The sequence below is a fragment of the Streptomyces sp. NPDC001108 genome (genome assembly GCF_053598535.1).
Map to the genome: position 1 here is coordinate 91,987 of NZ_JBSFKL010000016.1, position 15,557 is coordinate 107,543.

At 72.2% G+C, this 15,557-nt stretch carries 16 protein-coding genes; 9 read left to right on the forward strand and 7 right to left on the reverse strand.

Annotation, left to right across the window (positions count from 1 at the left end):
- Nucleotides 1-67: 67 nt before the first annotated feature.
- The 3 genes from ACWC97_RS28515 to hemL all read right to left on the reverse strand — a co-directional run bounded on the left by ACWC97_RS28515 (nucleotide 68) and on the right by hemL (nucleotide 3,672).
- Nucleotides 68-1,318 carry a polysaccharide deacetylase family protein gene (locus ACWC97_RS28515; protein WP_352278537.1) on the reverse strand — a complete coding sequence of 417 codons (1,251 nt, stop codon included), beginning with the start codon at nucleotides 1,316-1,318 and terminating at the stop codon, nucleotides 68-70.
- 312 nt (nucleotides 1,319-1,630) lie between these two features.
- Nucleotides 1,631-2,359, reverse strand: coding sequence for a histidine phosphatase family protein (locus ACWC97_RS28520; RefSeq protein ID WP_450652351.1), 729 nt, complete (start codon nucleotides 2,357-2,359; stop codon nucleotides 1,631-1,633).
- Complete coding sequence (gene hemL / locus ACWC97_RS28525; RefSeq protein WP_450652353.1) at nucleotides 2,356-3,672, reverse strand: glutamate-1-semialdehyde 2,1-aminomutase; 1,317 nt, start codon at nucleotides 3,670-3,672, stop codon at nucleotides 2,356-2,358. Before hemL ends, ACWC97_RS28520 begins: the two co-directional genes overlap by 4 nt.
- A gap of 146 nt (nucleotides 3,673-3,818) precedes the next feature.
- Between hemL and ACWC97_RS28530 the strand changes: the two genes are divergently transcribed.
- A complete protein-coding gene (locus tag ACWC97_RS28530; protein ID WP_352278533.1) occupies nucleotides 3,819-4,409 on the forward strand; it encodes a hypothetical protein in 591 nt (196 codons plus the stop codon).
- Between the two features lie 129 nt (nucleotides 4,410-4,538).
- Here ACWC97_RS28530 and ACWC97_RS28535 read toward each other — a convergent pair whose 3' ends face one another.
- Complete coding sequence (locus tag ACWC97_RS28535; RefSeq protein ID WP_352278532.1) at nucleotides 4,539-5,093, reverse strand: NAD(P)H-dependent oxidoreductase; 555 nt, start codon at nucleotides 5,091-5,093, stop codon at nucleotides 4,539-4,541.
- Between the two features lie 133 nt (nucleotides 5,094-5,226).
- On the opposite strand from ACWC97_RS28535, the gene ACWC97_RS28540 reads away from it, so the two are divergent.
- From ACWC97_RS28540 to ACWC97_RS28560, 5 genes are all read left to right on the forward strand, one after another.
- Entirely contained in the window at nucleotides 5,227-5,910 is a 684-nt protein-coding gene (locus tag ACWC97_RS28540; RefSeq protein ID WP_450652356.1) for a TetR/AcrR family transcriptional regulator, read from the forward strand.
- 121 nt (nucleotides 5,911-6,031) lie between these two features.
- Entirely contained in the window at nucleotides 6,032-7,042 is a 1,011-nt protein-coding gene (locus ACWC97_RS28545; protein ID WP_450652358.1) for an Acg family FMN-binding oxidoreductase, read from the forward strand.
- A 37-nt stretch (nucleotides 7,043-7,079) separates the two neighbouring features.
- Nucleotides 7,080-7,913 carry a DUF6597 domain-containing transcriptional factor gene (locus tag ACWC97_RS28550; protein WP_450652359.1) on the forward strand — a complete coding sequence of 278 codons (834 nt, stop codon included), beginning with the start codon at nucleotides 7,080-7,082 and terminating at the stop codon, nucleotides 7,911-7,913.
- Nucleotides 7,914-8,018: 105 nt separating this feature from the next.
- Entirely contained in the window at nucleotides 8,019-8,873 is an 855-nt protein-coding gene (locus ACWC97_RS28555; RefSeq protein ID WP_450652361.1) for an NAD(P)H-binding protein, read from the forward strand.
- A gap of 83 nt (nucleotides 8,874-8,956) precedes the next feature.
- On the forward strand, nucleotides 8,957-9,697 hold the full coding sequence (locus tag ACWC97_RS28560; RefSeq protein ID WP_352278524.1) for a Mut7-C RNAse domain-containing protein: 741 nt from the start codon (nucleotides 8,957-8,959) through the stop codon (nucleotides 9,695-9,697).
- Between the two features lie 72 nt (nucleotides 9,698-9,769).
- Here ACWC97_RS28560 and ACWC97_RS28565 read toward each other — a convergent pair whose 3' ends face one another.
- Both ACWC97_RS28565 and ACWC97_RS28570 read right to left on the reverse strand, forming a co-directional pair.
- Nucleotides 9,770-10,282, reverse strand: coding sequence for a MarR family winged helix-turn-helix transcriptional regulator (locus ACWC97_RS28565; RefSeq protein ID WP_450652363.1), 513 nt, complete (start codon nucleotides 10,280-10,282; stop codon nucleotides 9,770-9,772).
- A gap of 86 nt (nucleotides 10,283-10,368) precedes the next feature.
- Complete coding sequence (locus tag ACWC97_RS28570; RefSeq protein ID WP_352278521.1) at nucleotides 10,369-10,941, reverse strand: TetR/AcrR family transcriptional regulator; 573 nt, start codon at nucleotides 10,939-10,941, stop codon at nucleotides 10,369-10,371.
- A gap of 171 nt (nucleotides 10,942-11,112) precedes the next feature.
- Here ACWC97_RS28570 and ACWC97_RS28575 point away from each other — a divergent pair, with 171 nt between their 5' ends.
- The 3 genes from ACWC97_RS28575 to ACWC97_RS28585 all read left to right on the forward strand — a co-directional run bounded on the left by ACWC97_RS28575 (nucleotide 11,113) and on the right by ACWC97_RS28585 (nucleotide 14,061).
- On the forward strand, nucleotides 11,113-12,600 hold the full coding sequence (locus ACWC97_RS28575; RefSeq protein ID WP_450652365.1) for an FAD-dependent monooxygenase: 1,488 nt from the start codon (nucleotides 11,113-11,115) through the stop codon (nucleotides 12,598-12,600).
- Between the two features lie 280 nt (nucleotides 12,601-12,880).
- Nucleotides 12,881-13,216 (forward strand): YnfA family protein, encoded by a 336-nt coding sequence (locus ACWC97_RS28580; protein ID WP_352278517.1) that lies wholly within the window; start codon nucleotides 12,881-12,883, stop codon nucleotides 13,214-13,216.
- An 86-nt stretch (nucleotides 13,217-13,302) separates the two neighbouring features.
- Complete coding sequence (locus tag ACWC97_RS28585; RefSeq protein ID WP_352278515.1) at nucleotides 13,303-14,061, forward strand: SDR family NAD(P)-dependent oxidoreductase; 759 nt, start codon at nucleotides 13,303-13,305, stop codon at nucleotides 14,059-14,061.
- 245 nt (nucleotides 14,062-14,306) lie between these two features.
- Here ACWC97_RS28585 and ACWC97_RS28590 read toward each other — a convergent pair whose 3' ends face one another.
- A complete protein-coding gene (locus ACWC97_RS28590; RefSeq protein ID WP_352278513.1) occupies nucleotides 14,307-15,500 on the reverse strand; it encodes an RtcB family protein in 1,194 nt (397 codons plus the stop codon).
- Nucleotides 15,501-15,557: the final 57 nt, after the last annotated feature.

Sequence of the window (15,557 nt, forward strand, 5' to 3'; positions counted from 1 at the left end):
GTGAAAAGTTTCGCATGGCGCATTCGATGATCTCTGGCACCCCCCTCGGTGCCCGTAAAGCCCGTTGTCAGGCTTGTTTAAAGAAGCCGTTCCAGCCGCCCGAGGGCTCCTCCCCGACCCCCAGCGTACGGAGCTTGTCGAGGACTTCGGGGGTCTGTACGTCGAGCCAGTCGACGAACTGACGGAACGAGACCAGCCGCACGTCCGGCTTTCCGGCGATTTTCTTCAGCACTTCTTCGACGGCGTCCATGTAGATACCGCCGTTCCACTCCTCGAAGTGGTTTCCGATGAAGAAGGGGGCGCGATTCGTGGTGTATGCGCGATTGAATCCGGCGAGGTACGACCCGGTGGCCTGTTCGCGCCAGGCGGGATAGCGCGACGGCATTCCCTTGGTCGTATTGAGCGACTGGTTGGCGAGGATGTTGTAGTCCATCGAGAGGACCTCGAAGGTGTGCCCGGGGAACGGCATCGCCTGGAGCGGCAGATCCCATACGCCGTCCCGCTTCCGGGGCCAGACCTGGGTGCCGCCCGGGGAGCTGGCGTCGTAGCGCCAGCCGAGCCGGCGCGCGGTGGGCAGCAGGTTCTCCTGTCCGAGCAGGCAGGGGGTACGGCCGCCGATCAGTTCCTTGCGGTAGTCGAAAGGCAGCGGTTCGAGGTCGGTCCAGCCGGTGTTCGTCCGCCATTCGGTGACGAAGGAGACCGCCTGGTCGATTTCACTCTGCCATTGGGCGGGGGTCCAGTTCGCCACCGATCCGGAACCGCCGCAGAAATGACCGTTGAAATGGGTGCCGATCTCATGCCCGTCGAGCCATGCCTGACGGACGTTGTTCAGCGTGTCCTTGATGTGGTCGTCATTGAGATATCCGATGTCCGAGGCGCCGACCCGATTGTTCGGCGGCCGGTACAGGGACTTCTTCGACTCGGGCAGCAGATAGAGGCCGGACAGGAAGAAGGTCATCGCCGCACCGTGGTTCCTGGCGAGTTCCAGAAAGCGCGGGAAGAGCCCGTTGCCGACCTCGCCCGCCCCGTCCCAGGAGAAGACCACGAACTGCGGGGGCGTCTGCCCGGGTTCGAGCGGGACGGGCTTGGCGGGCTGGTGCGGCTGCTTCCCGGTGTCGGCGGTGGAACCGTCGCCGATCTTCCGGACGTCCTTCTTCGCGGGTCCGGTGCCCCGCCCGTCTCCGCCCGTGCCCTGTTTCCCCGTGCCCCCCGAACGGCTGCCGCCCGAAGAACCGAAGGTTCCGCACCCCGCCACCCCGACGGCTGCGGCGGCCCCGAGGCCCGCCCCGAGCAGCCCCCTTCGGCTGATGTCACGCATAACTACCCCATTTGCGGTCGTTTTGCCTCATGTCCATACAAACTGGCGAAGTCTTAGATGAGGAAAACGGCACGGGGGTTCCGCGAGCTAGCACATATTTCTGCGCACGACCAGACTCCGGATGTGCTCGAACTCAAGTCCTAGCAGGTGATGGCGGCGTTTACGACCACCACGCGGACAGGGGAAAAAGACGATCGCCGGACGGGTGGATGAACCACACCGTCCGGCGATCCGACCGTTCCGGGTACGGTCCTCGGTCCGACTGCTCCGGGGAGAGCCCTCGGTTCGACTGCTCCCGTCCCGGGAGAGGTCTCAGGCGCCGAACGCCTTCGACTTGCCCTTCACCGGCTTCGCGCCCGCCAGCAGATGGGCCGGCACCAGGTCGCGCGCCGGTTCCGTGTAGCCGACCGAGACGATCTTGTCGCCCCGGTACGTGAAGCTGGTCAGCGAGGCCAGGGTGCACTGCCGCTTGCGCGGGTCGTGCCAGAGCCGCCGCCGCTCGACGAAGCTCCGGACGATCCAGATCGGCAGCTGGTGGCTGACGCAGACCGCCTCGTGGCCGCGCGCGGCGTCGCGCGCCGCGTCCAGCGCGCCCATCATCCGGACGACCTGCTCGATGTACGGCTCGCCCCAGGACGGCCGGAACGGGTTGGTCAGGTGCTTCCAGTTGTCCGGCTTGCGCAGCGCGCCGTCTCCGACGCCGAAGGTCTTGCCCTCGAAGACGTTGGCGGCCTCGATCAGCCGCTCGTCGGTGGCCAGCTCCAGGTCGTGCGTCTTGGCGATCGGCGTGGCCGTCTCCTGGGCGCGCTCCAGCGGGGAGGCGACGACATGGGTGATGTCGCGGCCCGCCAGGTGCTCGGCGACCCGGTCGGCCATCCGGCGGCCGAGCTCGGAGAGGTGGTAGCCGGGGCGGCGCCCGTAGAGCACGCCCTCCGGATTGTGCACCTCGCCGTGGCGCATCAGGTGGACGACGGTGATGTCCGCGCCGTCCTTGTCCTTGCGGCCCTCGGCGGGGCCGGTGTTCCCGCTGGTCTCGCTCATGCGGTGGCCTCCGAGGCGGCGCGGGCGGCGGCGGGCAGGGCGGCGGCGATCCGCTCGACGGCCTGCGTGTCGTGGGCGGTGGAGACGAACCAGGACTCGAAGGCCGAGGGCGGCAGGTAGACGCCCTGGGACAGCATCGAATGGAAGAAGGCGGTGAAGCGGAAAGCTTCCTGCTGCTTCGCCTCGTCGTAGTTCCGCACCGGGCGGTCGGTGAAGAAGACGGAGAACATGTTGCTCGCCGCCTGCACGGTGTGCGCCACGCCCTCCTTGGTCAGCGCCTCGCCGACCAGGGCTCGGATCTCCGCGGAGACCGCGTCGACCTTGGCGTACGCCGCGTCGTCCAGCAGCCGGAGCTGGGCGAGGCCGGCGGAGGTGGCGATCGGGTTCCCGGAGAGGGTGCCCGCCTGGTAGACGGGGCCGGCCGGGGCGAGGTGCGCCATCACGTCGGCGCGCCCGCCGAAGGCCGCGGCCGGGAAGCCGCCGCCCATGACCTTGCCGAAGGTCATCAGGTCGGGCCGCACCCCGTCGACGCCGTACCAGCCGGCCTTCGAGGTACGGAAACCGGTCATGACCTCATCGGAGATGTACAGCGCGCCGTTGGCGGAGCAGAGCTCCTTGAGCCCGGCGTTGAAGCCGTCCAGCGGCGGTACGACGCCCATGTTGCCCGGCGACGCCTCGGTGATCACACAGGCGATCTCGCCGGGGTGCGCGGCGAACGCCTCGCGGACCGCGTCCAGGTCGTTGTACGGCAGCACGATCGTGTCGCCGGCCTGGGCGCCGGTGACCCCCGGCGTGTCCGGGAGGCCGAAGGTGGCGACCCCGGACCCGGCGGCGGCCAGCAGCGCGTCCACATGGCCGTGGTAGCAGCCGGCGAACTTCACCACCTTGGCCCGGCCGGTGAACCCGCGGGCGAGCCGGATCGCCGACATGGTCGCCTCGGTGCCGGACGACACCAGCCGCACCTGCTCCACCGGCTCGATCCGGGCCACGATCTCCTCGGCGAGCGCGACCTCGCCCTCCCCCGGCGTACCGAACGAGGTGCCGCGGGCCACCGCCTCCTGCACCGCGGCGATGACCTCGGGGTGGGAGTGGCCGAGGATCATCGGCCCCCACGAGCACACGAGGTCGACGTACTCGCGTCCGTCGGCGTCGGTGAGGTACGGGCCGCGGCCGGACACCATGAAGCGGGGCGTACCGCCCACGGCCCGGAAAGCGCGTACGGGAGAGTTCACGCCTCCGGGCGTCACGAGGGACGCGCGGTCGAAAAGCGTCTGCGAAACTGGGGCGTCATAGGGAAAGCTCACACAAGCCATGGTGTCAGAGCCTCGGACGGACTCGCGGACAGGTGTTTCACCGGACGCCCGCGGGGGAGGTCACTGACACGATGATCGGGTTGCGCGGCGGGCGCCGCGGCTGCTCAGCGGCCGTTGCTCCTCAGTAGTAGTCGGGTGGATGAGATATGCATCGCGGTGGCGGAGCGGGCGAGGGGACCGGCGGCCCGGGGTCCGAGCCTGCCCGGCGGGGTCGGCACCGGCGTGAGGCGGGGCGCGAGAAGGGCGTACGAGCCGGGGGTGCGCAGAGCGGCGAGTCCGGGATCGGGAGTGGTGGCCGGATGGGGGTGACCTACAAGTACTTCGGCGCGCCGGACGGGGCGACCGCGGCGCGGGTGCCCATTTCGATGCGCCCCGAGGAGCTGGGCGGCGACGAGCTGGGCATGGGCGGCATGTTCACCAAGATCAAGCCCGAGACGGTGGCGGCGATGGTCCTCACCGGCATACAGGGCATACCGCTGCACAAGGTCCCCCCGCTCGAACTGGTGGTGCTGCACCCCGACTACGCGGTGGTCAAGCTTCCGATGACGGTGGTCGACCCGCTGCGCGGCGTCGGCGAGGAGTCGGTGGGCGCGGCGGCGTTCATCTGGTCCACGGTCCCGGACCGCGGCGGCCCGCGCGACGCGTTCAACGTCTACCGGCTGCTCCACGAGTGGCAGGACTTCTCGCACCGGCTGCACGACGCGGGCCATCAGGCGTACTGCCTGGTCTGGCCCTGATCCCGCCCCGTCGCGACCCGGTACGGGGGCGGCGGGTCCCCGGACATGCCGAAGGCGGCGCGGGCCTGGTGCCCGCGCCGCCTTCGCGCGTACGGTCCCGGCCTCGTCCGGCCGGGTGCGCCCCCGGGATCAGGCGGCGGTGGTGGCCGCGCCGACCTTCGCGATGACCTCGGCGATCGCGGTGGCGACCTCGGCGTCGTCGGCCGGGTGGATCTCGGCGAAGCGGGTCACGGAGCCGGGGATGGACAGCTTGACGTCCTCCAGGACCACGGCACCGGCGATACCGGCCGACTTGCGGGCGTCGTCCTGCGCCCAGACGCCGCCGTACTGGCCGAAGGCGGTGCCGACCACGGCGACCGGCTTGCCGGAGAGGGCGCCGGCGCCGAACGGGCGGGACAGCCAGTCGATGGCGTTCTTCAGCACGGCGGGCATGGTGCCGTTGTACTCGGGCGAGAAGAGCAGGAACGCGTCGGCGCCCGCGGCCGCCTCGCGCAGCCGGGCCGCCGCGGCCGGAACGCCGCCCTCGACGTCGATGTCCTCGTTGTAGAAGGGCACGTCGGCGAGGCCCTCGTAGATCTCGATCGAGGCGCCCTCGGGGGCGTGCTTGGCCGCGGCCTCGGCGAGCTGGCGGTTGTGCGAGCCGGCGCGGAGGCTGCCGACGAGAGCGAGGATGCGTACGGACATGAGGAACTCCCGGGGCGGAGTAGTGACGGGCATGAAAAGAAGAACTCAGTAGAGCGGACCGAGGTCCGTTTAAAGTTGTACCACCGAACCGGACCGTGGTCCATTTTCCTTCATCTGGCGTTACGCTGAGTTCATGAACGGCCCCGTTGAGCCTCTCCCCCAGCCGCCCGACCCCGCCCTCCCGGCCCTCCCGCCCCTCCTCTCGGACGCGCCGGACGGGACCCGGAGGAACCTCCTGATCGCGGACGAGCCCCCGCTGCGGGCCGACGCCGCGCGCAACCGCACCCTGCTGCTCGACGCCGCCTCCCGGCTGCTGTCCTGCTGCGGGGCGGCGGAGCTGACCATGGATTCGGTGGCCGCCGAGGCGGGCGTGGGCAAGGGGACCGTCTTCCGGCGCTTCGGCGACCGGGCCGGCCTCCTGATCGCCCTCCTGGACCACCGGGAGAAGCAGTTCCAGGCCGCGTTCCTCTCCGGCCCGCCCCCGCTGGGCCCCGGCGCCCCCGCGGTGCAGCGGCTGCACGCCTTCGGCCCCGCCGTGCTGCACCACGAGCGCGACCACCACCCGCTGATCCTGGCCAGCCGGACCGACCCGCTGCGCGCCTACGCCGTCCCGGCCTACCGGCTGCGCGTCAACCACGTCGCCATGCTGCTGCGACAGGCGCAGGCGCCCGGCGATCCGGAGCTGCTCGCCCACACCCTGCTCGGCTCCGTCGAGGCGGCCCTCGTCCACCACTTCACGGTCGACCGGGGCCTGCCGCCGGAGCACCTGGAGGACGGCTGGCACCACCTGGTCGACCGGCTCACCGCGCGGGCGTAGACCGGGACCGGCCGGGCAGTGGCGCGCAAGCCACGCCTTCGGGTCGAGGGCCGGATATCGCCCTGGCCGGAGTTGATCCATGCTGGAGGGACATCGACAGTTCCCGAGCCCCGGGGGTCCGATGACCGTCCAGACGCCCACCGACGCGACAGTGACCGACCTGGTGGCCGACGCCACCACCGCGCCGTCCATGCACAACGCCCAGCCCTGGCGTTTCCGCTACGGGCGCGGCAGCGGCACCCTCGGCCTGTACGCCGACTTCGAGCGGCGGCTCCCGGAGGCCGACCCCGCCAACCGCGCCCTGCACGTGGGCTGCGGCTCCGCCCTGCTGAACCTGCGGGTCTCCGCCGCCCACCACGGACTGGACGCGGCCGTCACCCTGCTGCCGGAGCCGGCGGACCCGACGCTGCTCGCCTCCGTACGCCTCTCCGTGCGCCCGGCGCACGACGGCGCTCCCGGTGATCCGGACGGCGCCGCGCTCGGGGCGCTGTATCCGGCCGTCGCGAAGCGGCACACCAGCCGGTATCCCTTCGACGACCAGCCGGTACCGGACGACGTCCGCGCCCGCCTCGTCGACGCGGCCCGCGCCGAGGGCGCCGAGCTCGTCTTCCTGGGCGAGCCCCATCTGGAGACCGTGCTCGACCTGATCCGGGACGCCGAGGGCTACGACCGGGGCGACCCCGCGCGGGAGGCCGAGCAGGAGCACTGGGCCCGGTTCTCGAAGACCGACGCGCCGGTCGACGGCGTCCCCGACTACGCCTTCGGCCCCCGCGACGCCACCGAGCGGGCCACCAACCGCGACTTCGCGGGCAGCAGGCCCACCCCCGGCCGGGCCCGCGTCCTGTTCGAGCGCAACCCCCAGTTGGCCCTGCTGAGCACGTCGGACGACCACCCGGCGGACTGGCTCCGGGCCGGTCAGGCGCTGGAGCGGGTCCTGCTCGTCGCCACGCTCGACGAGGTGTCCACCTCCTTCGCCAACCAGCCCCTCGAATGGCCGGATCTGCGCTGGGTCCTGCGCGATCCGGTGCACGGTTCGGGCAACCCCCAGATGATCATCCGCCTGGGCTACGGACCCACCGGCCCGCGCACCCCGCGCCGCGCACTGGAACGGGTACTCACGTTCGAGTCGTAGCCCGTGCCTCGCTTCGGAACAGCCTAGGATCGCCGCCATGGCAGCTCCCCGACGCGACACCCGGGGCATCGTCGACGCCCCCGAACTCTTCGCCCAGGTGCGTTTCCGCCGCCGCGAACCCGCCGTCGAGCTGCGCCCCTATCTGGAGCACTACTGGCTGATGGACTGGGACCTGTCCGAGCCGTACGCCTCCCACCTCGTGCCGCACCCGTCCGTCAACCTGGTCTTCCAGCGGTACTCCGACGACGCCGGGGAGCAGGGCCCGGAGTTCGCGGAGGTCTCGGGGATCGGGCTGGGGCTCTTCACCCAGAAGCTGGCGGGCCGGGGGCGGGTCTGCGGGGTGCAGTTCCGGCCCGGCGGGTTCCGGCCGTTCGCGCCGGGGCGGCCGGTCTCGCGGTGGACGGGGCTGCGGCTTCCCGTCGCCGAGGTGTTCGACCCGCCCGACCCGGCGTCGGCGGTCCTGGACCCGGCGGAGGAGGACGCGCGGGTCGCGGCGCTCGACCGGTACCTTCTGGCGCTCGGCCCGGAGCCGGACCCTCAGGCCGGGCGCGCGATGGCGCTGGTGGACCTGGTCCGTACGGACCGGACGGTGCGCCGGGTCGGCGAACTGGCCCGCGCCGAGGGGCTCTCGCCCCGCTCGCTCCAGCGGCTCTTCGCCACGCACGTGGGCGTCGGCCCCAAGTGGGTGATCCTCCGCTACCGCATCCACGAGGCGCTGGAGCGGGCCACGACGGACCGGCAGGTGGACTGGGCGGCGCTCGCCGCCGAGCTCGGCTACAGCGACCAGGCCCATCTGATCAGGGACTTCACCTCCACCGTGGGCGCGCCGCCGACCGCCTTCGCCCCCGCGCCCCTCCTGAAACCGGGTTGACGGCCCCGTACCCCCTGCGGAACATTCATCTGCGTCACGCAGATTATTCAGCGAAGAAGATATGTGCGCGCCCTCGAAATGCGCACACCGCCGAAGGAGTTCCCCATGCACACCCTGGTCACCGGATGCCGCGGCCGTGTCGGCTCCGCGCTCGTCCCGCTGCTGCTCCGCGACGGCCACACCGTCCGCGCGGCCTCCCGCACCCCCGAGGGGCTCACGGCCACGGCCGCCGCGCTGCCCGAGGGCGTCCCGGTCGTCACCTGCGACCTCTCCGATCCGGCCACCTTCGAGGCCGCGCTCGACGGGGTCGACTCCGTGTTCCTGTACGCCGAGCCGGCCGAGATCGACGCCTTCCTCGACGCGGCACGGGCCGCCGGGGTCGGCCACATCGTGCTGCTCTCCTCCGGCTCCGTCCTCGCCCCGGACCCGGAGGGGAACCCGATCGCCGCCTCCCACCACGCCGTGGAGCAGGCCCTGCTCGCCTCGCCGATCACCGCGACCCTGCTCCGCCCCGACGCCTTCGCCAGCAACGCGTACCAGTGGGCGGAGTCGGTACGGGCCCACGGCTCCGTCGACCTCCCGTACCCCGGCAGCCACAGCAGCCCCATCGACAGCGAGGACATCGCCGAGGCCGCCCTCGCCGTCCTCACCGACGCCCGGCTGCGGGGCAGCGCGTACCACCTGACCGGCCCCGCATCGCTCACCGCCGCCGAGCAGGTCGGCCTGGTGGCGGCGGCGGCCGGGCGTCCCGTCACGGTCAACACCGTGTCCCCGGCGGACTGGAAGAAGGCCCTGTCGGCCCATCTGCCCGCGCCGTTCGCCGATGCGCTGCTCGCGTACGCGGCCGCCTCGGACGGTGTCCCGGCCGCGGTGACCGACGGGGTCGAGCGGCTGACCGGGCACCCCGCCCGCACCTTCGCCGCCTGGGCCGCGAAGCACGCCGCCGCCTTCCGCCCCTGAGCTCCCGCACGCCCCCGCGCCCCCCGGTCCGCCGGGGGCGAATCCGTTGGCCGTCCCGGACCCGCCGATGACATCCTGACCTGGTGAACGGACCCGAGATCCACCTCGAAGTAGCTCCTGAACTGCGGCTGTTCGTCGCGCACGAACGCCGCCTCGGGCGCACGGCCGTGACGACCGACGGCGCCTCCACGCTCGGCCATGTCGTGGAATCGCTCGGCATCCCGCTCACCGAGGCCGGGCAGATCCTGGTCGACGGCCGGCCCACGCCCGTCTCGCACATCCCGGCGGCGGGCGAGACGGTCGAGGTCCGCGCCGTGGAGCGCCCCCAGCGGGTCCCGGGCGCCCCGCTGCGCTTCCTGCTCGACGTCCATCTCGGCACGCTGGCCCGGCGGCTGCGGCTGCTGGGCGTCGACGCGGCGTACGAGAGCGAGGACATCGGCGATCCGGCGCTGGCCGCCCGCTCCGCGCGGGAACGGCGCGTCCTGCTCTCCCGGGACCGCGGACTGCTGCACCGGCGGGAGATCTGGGCCGGGGCGTACGTGTACAGCGACCGGCCGGACGACCAACTCCGCGACGTGCTCGGCCGGTTCGCGCCGCACCTCGCCCCGTGGACCAGGTGCACCGCCTGCAACGGCCCGCTGAAGTCCGCCGACAAGGACTCGGTCAGCGGCCGGCTGGAGCACGGCACGCGAAGCTCGTACGACGTCTTCGCGCAGTGCACCGAGTGCGAACGGGTCTACTGGCGGGGCGCCCACCACTCCCGCCTGGAGGCGATCGTCACGGAGGCGATGGCCGAGTTCGGCCCCGGGCGGCTCCAGAGCTGAGCTTCAGGGACTGGCGTTCAGAGGCTGAAGTTGAGGGTCTGAGCTTCAGGGGCGCCACTTCGGGGCCCGGCTTCAGGGGCGGTGGGTCGTCGTGGCGTCCCGCGCGCCGTCGTCCGCGCGCAGGGCCTCGACCTGGTCGGCGCTCAGCTCGACCGTGCGCCGCATGTGCGTGATGAGGAGCGCCAGTTCGTCGTCGTCGTACGCGTCGAACATGGCCGCCCACGCGCCGCTCAGCCGCCGCCACACCGCGCCGACCTCCGCCATCCGCTCCGGCACGGGCGTGACGAGCACCCGTCGGCGGTCGACGGTGTCCCGCGCGCGCGTGACGTACCCGCCGCGCTCCAGGCGGTCGACCAGCCGGGTTGCCGAGCCCGTGGTCAGACCGGTCAGCTCCGCGATCCGGCCGGTGGTGACCGGCGCCGCTTCCAGGCCGAGCAGGTTGAGGCACTGGAGGTCGGTCGGATGGAGCCGCAGATGGTCGGCGACGGCCTGGTTGAAGAGCGCGTACGCGGCCATGTAGCGGCGCGACTCGACGGTCAGCTCGGCCATCAGCGCACTGCGACCGGGCCGGGACTTCTGCGGCATGCGGAGAGTGTACGAAGCGGACGGACCCCGTCCGGCATCCCGCCGCGCGCCCTTCCCCGCTCCCGCGCCGCCCTGCCCGCGTTCCGTCACGGCGATTCGGCGGTGAGGTAGCGCTGGACGGTGGGCGCGAGCCAGGCGATCACCTCCTCGCGCGACATCTCGACGGCGGGGGCGATGCGCAGCACGTACCGTGTGAGCGCCATCCCCAGTATCTGCGAGGCGACGAGCGCGGCACGGCCCTCCGCCTCGGCCGGGACGGGGCAGACCCCGGCCGTGACCGTACCGATCTGCTCGGTGAAGATCTGTCTCACCCGCTCCGCGCCCGCCTCGTTGGTCACCCCGACGCGGAGCATGGCCGTGAGCACCTCGTCGCCCTCCCAGCGGTCCAGGAAATGGCCGACGAGGACGGCGCCGACGTGCTTGGCCGGCAGCGATCCGAGCGGGGGCAGCCGCAACTCGATCGCGGAGGCGGCGACGAACAGCGCCTCCTTGTTGCCGAAGTAGCGCATGACCATCGACGGGTCGATGCTCGCGTCCCGGGCGATGGCCCGGATGGTGGCGCGCTCGTACCCGTCGGCGGCGAACCGCTCTCTCGCGGCCCGCAGGATCGCGGCCTTGGTGGCGTCCGAGCGCCGGAGCGCGGTGGCGGGTTCTGTCATGCCAACAAATGTAGGCCAACAAGCGTTGACATGCCAGAGGCCGCGGTTCTACCGTTGATGCCAACAGGTGTTGACCAACGTTTGTTGGCACGCGGTTCCCGGTCGGTCGGCGTCCCACCTCGGCGCCCGGCGCCGGAGGCCGATGCCGCCGTACGGGCCCAGGAGGCAGTCATGACCACCACCCCGAGCACCGCACCCGCAGCAGCACCCACCCCCGAGACCACCGGCACCATCGGCGTGATCGTCGTGGGCGCGGGCCCCACCGGCCTGCTGCTCGCGGGGGATCTCGCCGCCCGGGGCGTCTCCGTCACGCTCGTGGAGCGCCGCCCGCGCCGGACGAGCAACCTCACCCGCGCCTTCGGGGTGCACGCCCGCACGCTCGAACTGCTCGACGGCCGGGGCCTGGCCGACGAACTGCTCGTCACGGGCACCACGCGGGCCTCACTGGACTTCTTCGGCGCGCTCTCGCTCGACCTCGGGCGGCTGCGCACCCGCTTCCCCTACATCCTGATCACGCCGCAGTACGAGGTGGAGCGGGTGCTGGAGCGCCGGGCCCGCGAGGCCGGTGTCGACTTCCGCTACGGGGAGGAGCTGACCGGCCTCCGGCAGGATCCCGCCGGGGAGTCCGTCACGGCCGAGCTGCGCGGGGCGGACGGCGCCCGTTCGTCCCTCACGGCCCGCTTTCTCGTCGGTGCGGACGGGATGCGCAGCGCGGTGCGCCGGGAGCTCGGGCTTCCCTTCCCGGGGAAGTCCGTGATCCGGTCGATGGCGCTCGCCGACGTCCGGCTCACGGGCGAGCCGCCCAACCTCCTCGCGGTCTACGGCGAGGGGGACGCCTTCGCCTTCTTCGCCCCCTTCGGCGACGGCTGGTACCGCGTGATGGCGTGGAGCCGCACCCACCAGGCGGCCGACAGCGAGCCGATCGACCTCGAAGAGGTGCGCGCGATCACGCGTGCCGCCGTCGGCACCGACTACGGCATGCACGACGCCCGCTGGGTCTCCCGCTTCCACAGCGACGAGCGCCAGGTGCCGTCGTACCGGACCGGCCGGGTCTTCCTCGCCGGGGACGCCGCGCATGTCCACTCCCCCGCGGGCGGCCAGGGCATGAACACCGGCCTCCAGGACGCGGCCAACCTCTCCTGGAAGCTCGCCGCCGTGCTCCAGGGCCACACCACCGCCCCGGAGGCCCTCCTCGACAGCTACCACGCCGAACGGCACCCGGTCGGCACGGCCGTGCTCCGCTCCAGCGGCGCGCTCGTCCGGCTCGCCATGGCCCGCAGCCCGCTCCAGCGCTCGGTCAGAAACGTCGCCGCGAAGACGCTGTCCCGGTGCCGGCCCGCCGCCGACAGGACCATAGGGATGGTCTCGGGCATCGCGATCTCCTACCGGGCCCCGCTCGGAGCGCACCCCCTCACCGGGAAGCGCGCCCCGGATTTGGGGCTGCGGGAGGGCCGCCTGTACGAGCTGCTGCGCGAGGGCTCCTTCGTCCTGGTCGCCCCCGCCGGTACGGACACCCCGGCCGGGTCGCCGGTCCCCCTGGTGCGCGCCCACTGGCGCGACGGGCGCACCACCGACCTGCTCGTCCGCCCCGACGGCTACATCGCGTGGGCGAGCGACCGTCCCGACCCGGCGGCACTCCGGGCCGCGGTCGCCCGATGAGCCCGCGCCGGGGGCGGGGCCGCGCGGATCCGCGCCAGGGCGGGACCGGGTCGATCCGTGCCGGGGGCGGGGTCGGGTCGATCCGTGCCGGGGGCGGCGCCCGCGCCGGGGGCCGGAGCGTGGGCGCGGGTCCGTGCCGGGGCCGTTCCGGGCGCGTCCGCATCGGGAACCGGGCCCGCGCGAGCAGGCCCGCACCCGGACCCGGGGCCCGCGCCGGAGCAGAGGTCCGAGCCAGGGCCTTGCAGGCGGGGCCGCGCCGGGGCCGTGAAACGCTGGCCCCATGACCGTGACCCGATCCGTCGCCCTCTTCGTCGTCGCCGCGCTCTTCGAGATCGGGGGCGCCTGGCTGGTCTGGCAGGGCGTGCGTGAGCACCGGGGATGGATCTGGATCGGGGCGGGCGTGCTGGCGCTGGGCGCGTACGGCTTCGTCGCCACGCTCCAGCCGGACGGTGATTTCGGCCGCATCCTGGCCGCCTACGGCGGTGTGTTCGTGGCCGGATCGATCGCCTGGGGCATGGTCGCCGACGGCTACCGCCCCGACCGGTGGGACGTGATCGGCGCGCTGGTCTGCCTGGCCGGAATGGCCGTGATCATGTACGCCCCGCGCGACCACTGAACGGGCCGGGGCACGCCCCGGGGTGGCGCGTACCCCCGCCTGCCTATCCTGGGCCCGTACCGACCAGCTGCCCGAGGAGTCCCGTCATGGCCGCCACCCCGATCGCCGTCGTCACCGGAGCGAGCAGCGGCATCGGCGCCGCGACCGCCCGGCAGCTGGCCGCGGCCGGTTACCGCGTCGTGCTGACCGCGCGCCGCAAGGACCGCATCGAGGCGCTCGCCGCCGAGATCAACGAAGCGGGGCACCAGGCGACGGCCTACCCGCTGGATGTCACGGACCGCGCCGCGGTCGACGAGTTCGCGACGGCGTTCCGTTCGCTCGCCGTGCTCGTCAACAACGCGGGCGGCGCGCTCGGGGCCGACCCGGTCGCCACCGGCGACCCCGCCGACTGGCGTCAGATGTACGAGACCAACGTCATCGGCACGCTCAACGTCACCCAGGCCCTGCTGCCCTCCCTCACCGCGAGCGGGGACGGCACGGTCGTGATCCTCTCGTCCACCGCGGGCCTCGGCACGTACGAGGGCGGCGGCGGGTACGTGGCCGCCAAGCACGGGGAGCACGTCCTGGCCGAGACGCTCCGCCTGGAGATCGTCGGCACCCCGGTCCGCGTCATCGAGGTCGCCCCCGGCATGGTCAGGACCGAGGAGTTCGCCACCACCCGCTTCCGCGGCGACACCGAGAAGGCCGCCAAGGTGTACGCGGGCGTCGACGCCCCGCTCACCGCCGACGACGTGGCCGACACCATCACCTGGGCGGTCACCCGGCCCAGCCACGTCAACATCGACCTCCTGGTGGTCCGCCCCCGGGCCCAGGCTTCCAACTCCAAGGTCCACCGCACCGCCTGATCACCTGACCGCCGGACTCACCCTCGACGGGCAGGCCACCGAAAACGGGCAGGCGACCGGAAACGGCCAAGCAAGCGGGAACGGGAACGGGCAGGCGGCCGAAAACGAGCAGCGGGAAGGGCCCCGGACACACCACCCGTGGTCCAGGGCCCTTCCGTCCAGCCGTGCGCGAAGGAGGCAAGAGGTCCAAGAGGTCCAAGAGGTCCAAGAGGTCCAAGAGGTCCACCGGACGCTCCGCCTCGGCCTCAGCCCTTCACGCACACGATCTGCTTGAGCTTGGCGACGACCTCCACCAGGTCCCGCTGCTGCTCGATGACCTGCTCGATCGGCTTGTACGCCGCCGGGATCTCGTCCACGACACCGGAGTCCTTGCGGCACTCCACGCCCCGCGTCTGGTCCTCCAGGTCCTTCGTCGAGAAACGCCGCTTCGCCGCGTTCCGGCTCATCCGGCGCCCGGCGCCGTGCGAGGCCGAGTTGAACGACTTCTCGTTCCCGAGCCCCTTCACGATGTACGAGCCGGTGCCCATCGAGCCCGGGATGATCCCGAAGTCCCCGGAACCGGCGCGGATCGCGCCCTTCCGCGTGACCAGCAGGTCCATGCCGTCGTACCGCTCCTCCGACACGTAGTTGTGGTGGCAGGAGATGACCGGATCGAAGGTGACCTTCGCCTTCCTGAACTCCTTGCGGACCACGTTCTGGAAGAGCGCCATCATGATCGCCCGGTTGTGCTTCGCGTACTCCTGCGCCCAGAACAGATCGTTCCGGTACGCCGCCATCTGCGGGGTGTCCGCGATGAAGACGGCGAGGTCGCGGTCGATCAGGTCCTGGTTGTGCGGCAGCCTCTGCGCCTCCCCGATGTGGAAGTCGGCCAGTTCCTTGCCGATGTTCCGCGATCCGGAGTGCAGCATCAGCCAGACCGAGCCCGACTCGTCGAGGCAGAACTCGATGAAGTGGTTGCCCGAGCCGAGCGTTCCCATCTGCTTCGTGGCACGTTCCTGACGGAACCGGACCGCTTCGGCGACCCCGTCGAACCGTGCCCAGAAGTCGTCCCAGCCGGGCGCCCGGAAGCCGTACAGCCGGTCGGGGTCCACGGCGTCGTCGTGCATGCCGCGGCCCACCGGGATCGCCTGCTCGATCTGCGACCGGAGCCGGGACAGGTCGCCCGGCAGGTCGTTGGCGGTCAGCGAGGTCTTCACCGCCGACATCCCGCAGCCGATGTCCACCCCGACCGCCGCCGGGCAGACCGCGCCGTGCATCGCGATGACCGAACCGACCGTCGCCCCCTTGCCGAAGTGCACGTCCGGCATGACGGCGAGGCCCTTGATCCACGGCAGCGTCGCCACATTGCGCAGCTGCCGCATCGCCGCGTCCTCGACCGAGGCCGGGTCCGCCCACATACGGATGGGGACCTGGGCCCCCTCCATCTCCACATACGACATAGTCCCTCGATTCCCCCGAAAAGTCTGATAGCGCAAAACCGGTGCCAAGGTCGGCAA

Coding starts and splice junctions, on each gene's coding strand:
- ACWC97_RS28515 (WP_352278537.1), bottom strand. CDS start 1,318: ATGCGTGACATCAGCCGAAGGGGGCTGCTCGGGGCGGGCCTCGGGGCC.
- ACWC97_RS28520 (WP_450652351.1), bottom strand. CDS start 2,359: ATGAGCGAGACCAGCGGGAACACCGGCCCCGCCGAGGGCCGCAAGGAC.
- hemL (WP_450652353.1), bottom strand. CDS start 3,672: ATGGCTTGTGTGAGCTTTCCCTATGACGCCCCAGTTTCGCAGACGCTT.
- ACWC97_RS28530 (WP_352278533.1), top strand. CDS start 3,819: ATGCATCGCGGTGGCGGAGCGGGCGAGGGGACCGGCGGCCCGGGGTCC.
- ACWC97_RS28535 (WP_352278532.1), bottom strand. CDS start 5,093: ATGTCCGTACGCATCCTCGCTCTCGTCGGCAGCCTCCGCGCCGGCTCG.
- ACWC97_RS28540 (WP_450652356.1), top strand. CDS start 5,227: ATGAACGGCCCCGTTGAGCCTCTCCCCCAGCCGCCCGACCCCGCCCTC.
- ACWC97_RS28545 (WP_450652358.1), top strand. CDS start 6,032: ATGACCGTCCAGACGCCCACCGACGCGACAGTGACCGACCTGGTGGCC.
- ACWC97_RS28550 (WP_450652359.1), top strand. CDS start 7,080: ATGGCAGCTCCCCGACGCGACACCCGGGGCATCGTCGACGCCCCCGAA.
- ACWC97_RS28555 (WP_450652361.1), top strand. CDS start 8,019: ATGCACACCCTGGTCACCGGATGCCGCGGCCGTGTCGGCTCCGCGCTC.
- ACWC97_RS28565 (WP_450652363.1), bottom strand. CDS start 10,282: ATGCCGCAGAAGTCCCGGCCCGGTCGCAGTGCGCTGATGGCCGAGCTG.
- ACWC97_RS28570 (WP_352278521.1), bottom strand. CDS start 10,941: ATGACAGAACCCGCCACCGCGCTCCGGCGCTCGGACGCCACCAAGGCC.
- ACWC97_RS28575 (WP_450652365.1), top strand. CDS start 11,113: ATGACCACCACCCCGAGCACCGCACCCGCAGCAGCACCCACCCCCGAG.
- ACWC97_RS28580 (WP_352278517.1), top strand. CDS start 12,881: ATGACCGTGACCCGATCCGTCGCCCTCTTCGTCGTCGCCGCGCTCTTC.
- ACWC97_RS28585 (WP_352278515.1), top strand. CDS start 13,303: ATGGCCGCCACCCCGATCGCCGTCGTCACCGGAGCGAGCAGCGGCATC.
- ACWC97_RS28590 (WP_352278513.1), bottom strand. CDS start 15,500: ATGTCGTATGTGGAGATGGAGGGGGCCCAGGTCCCCATCCGTATGTGG.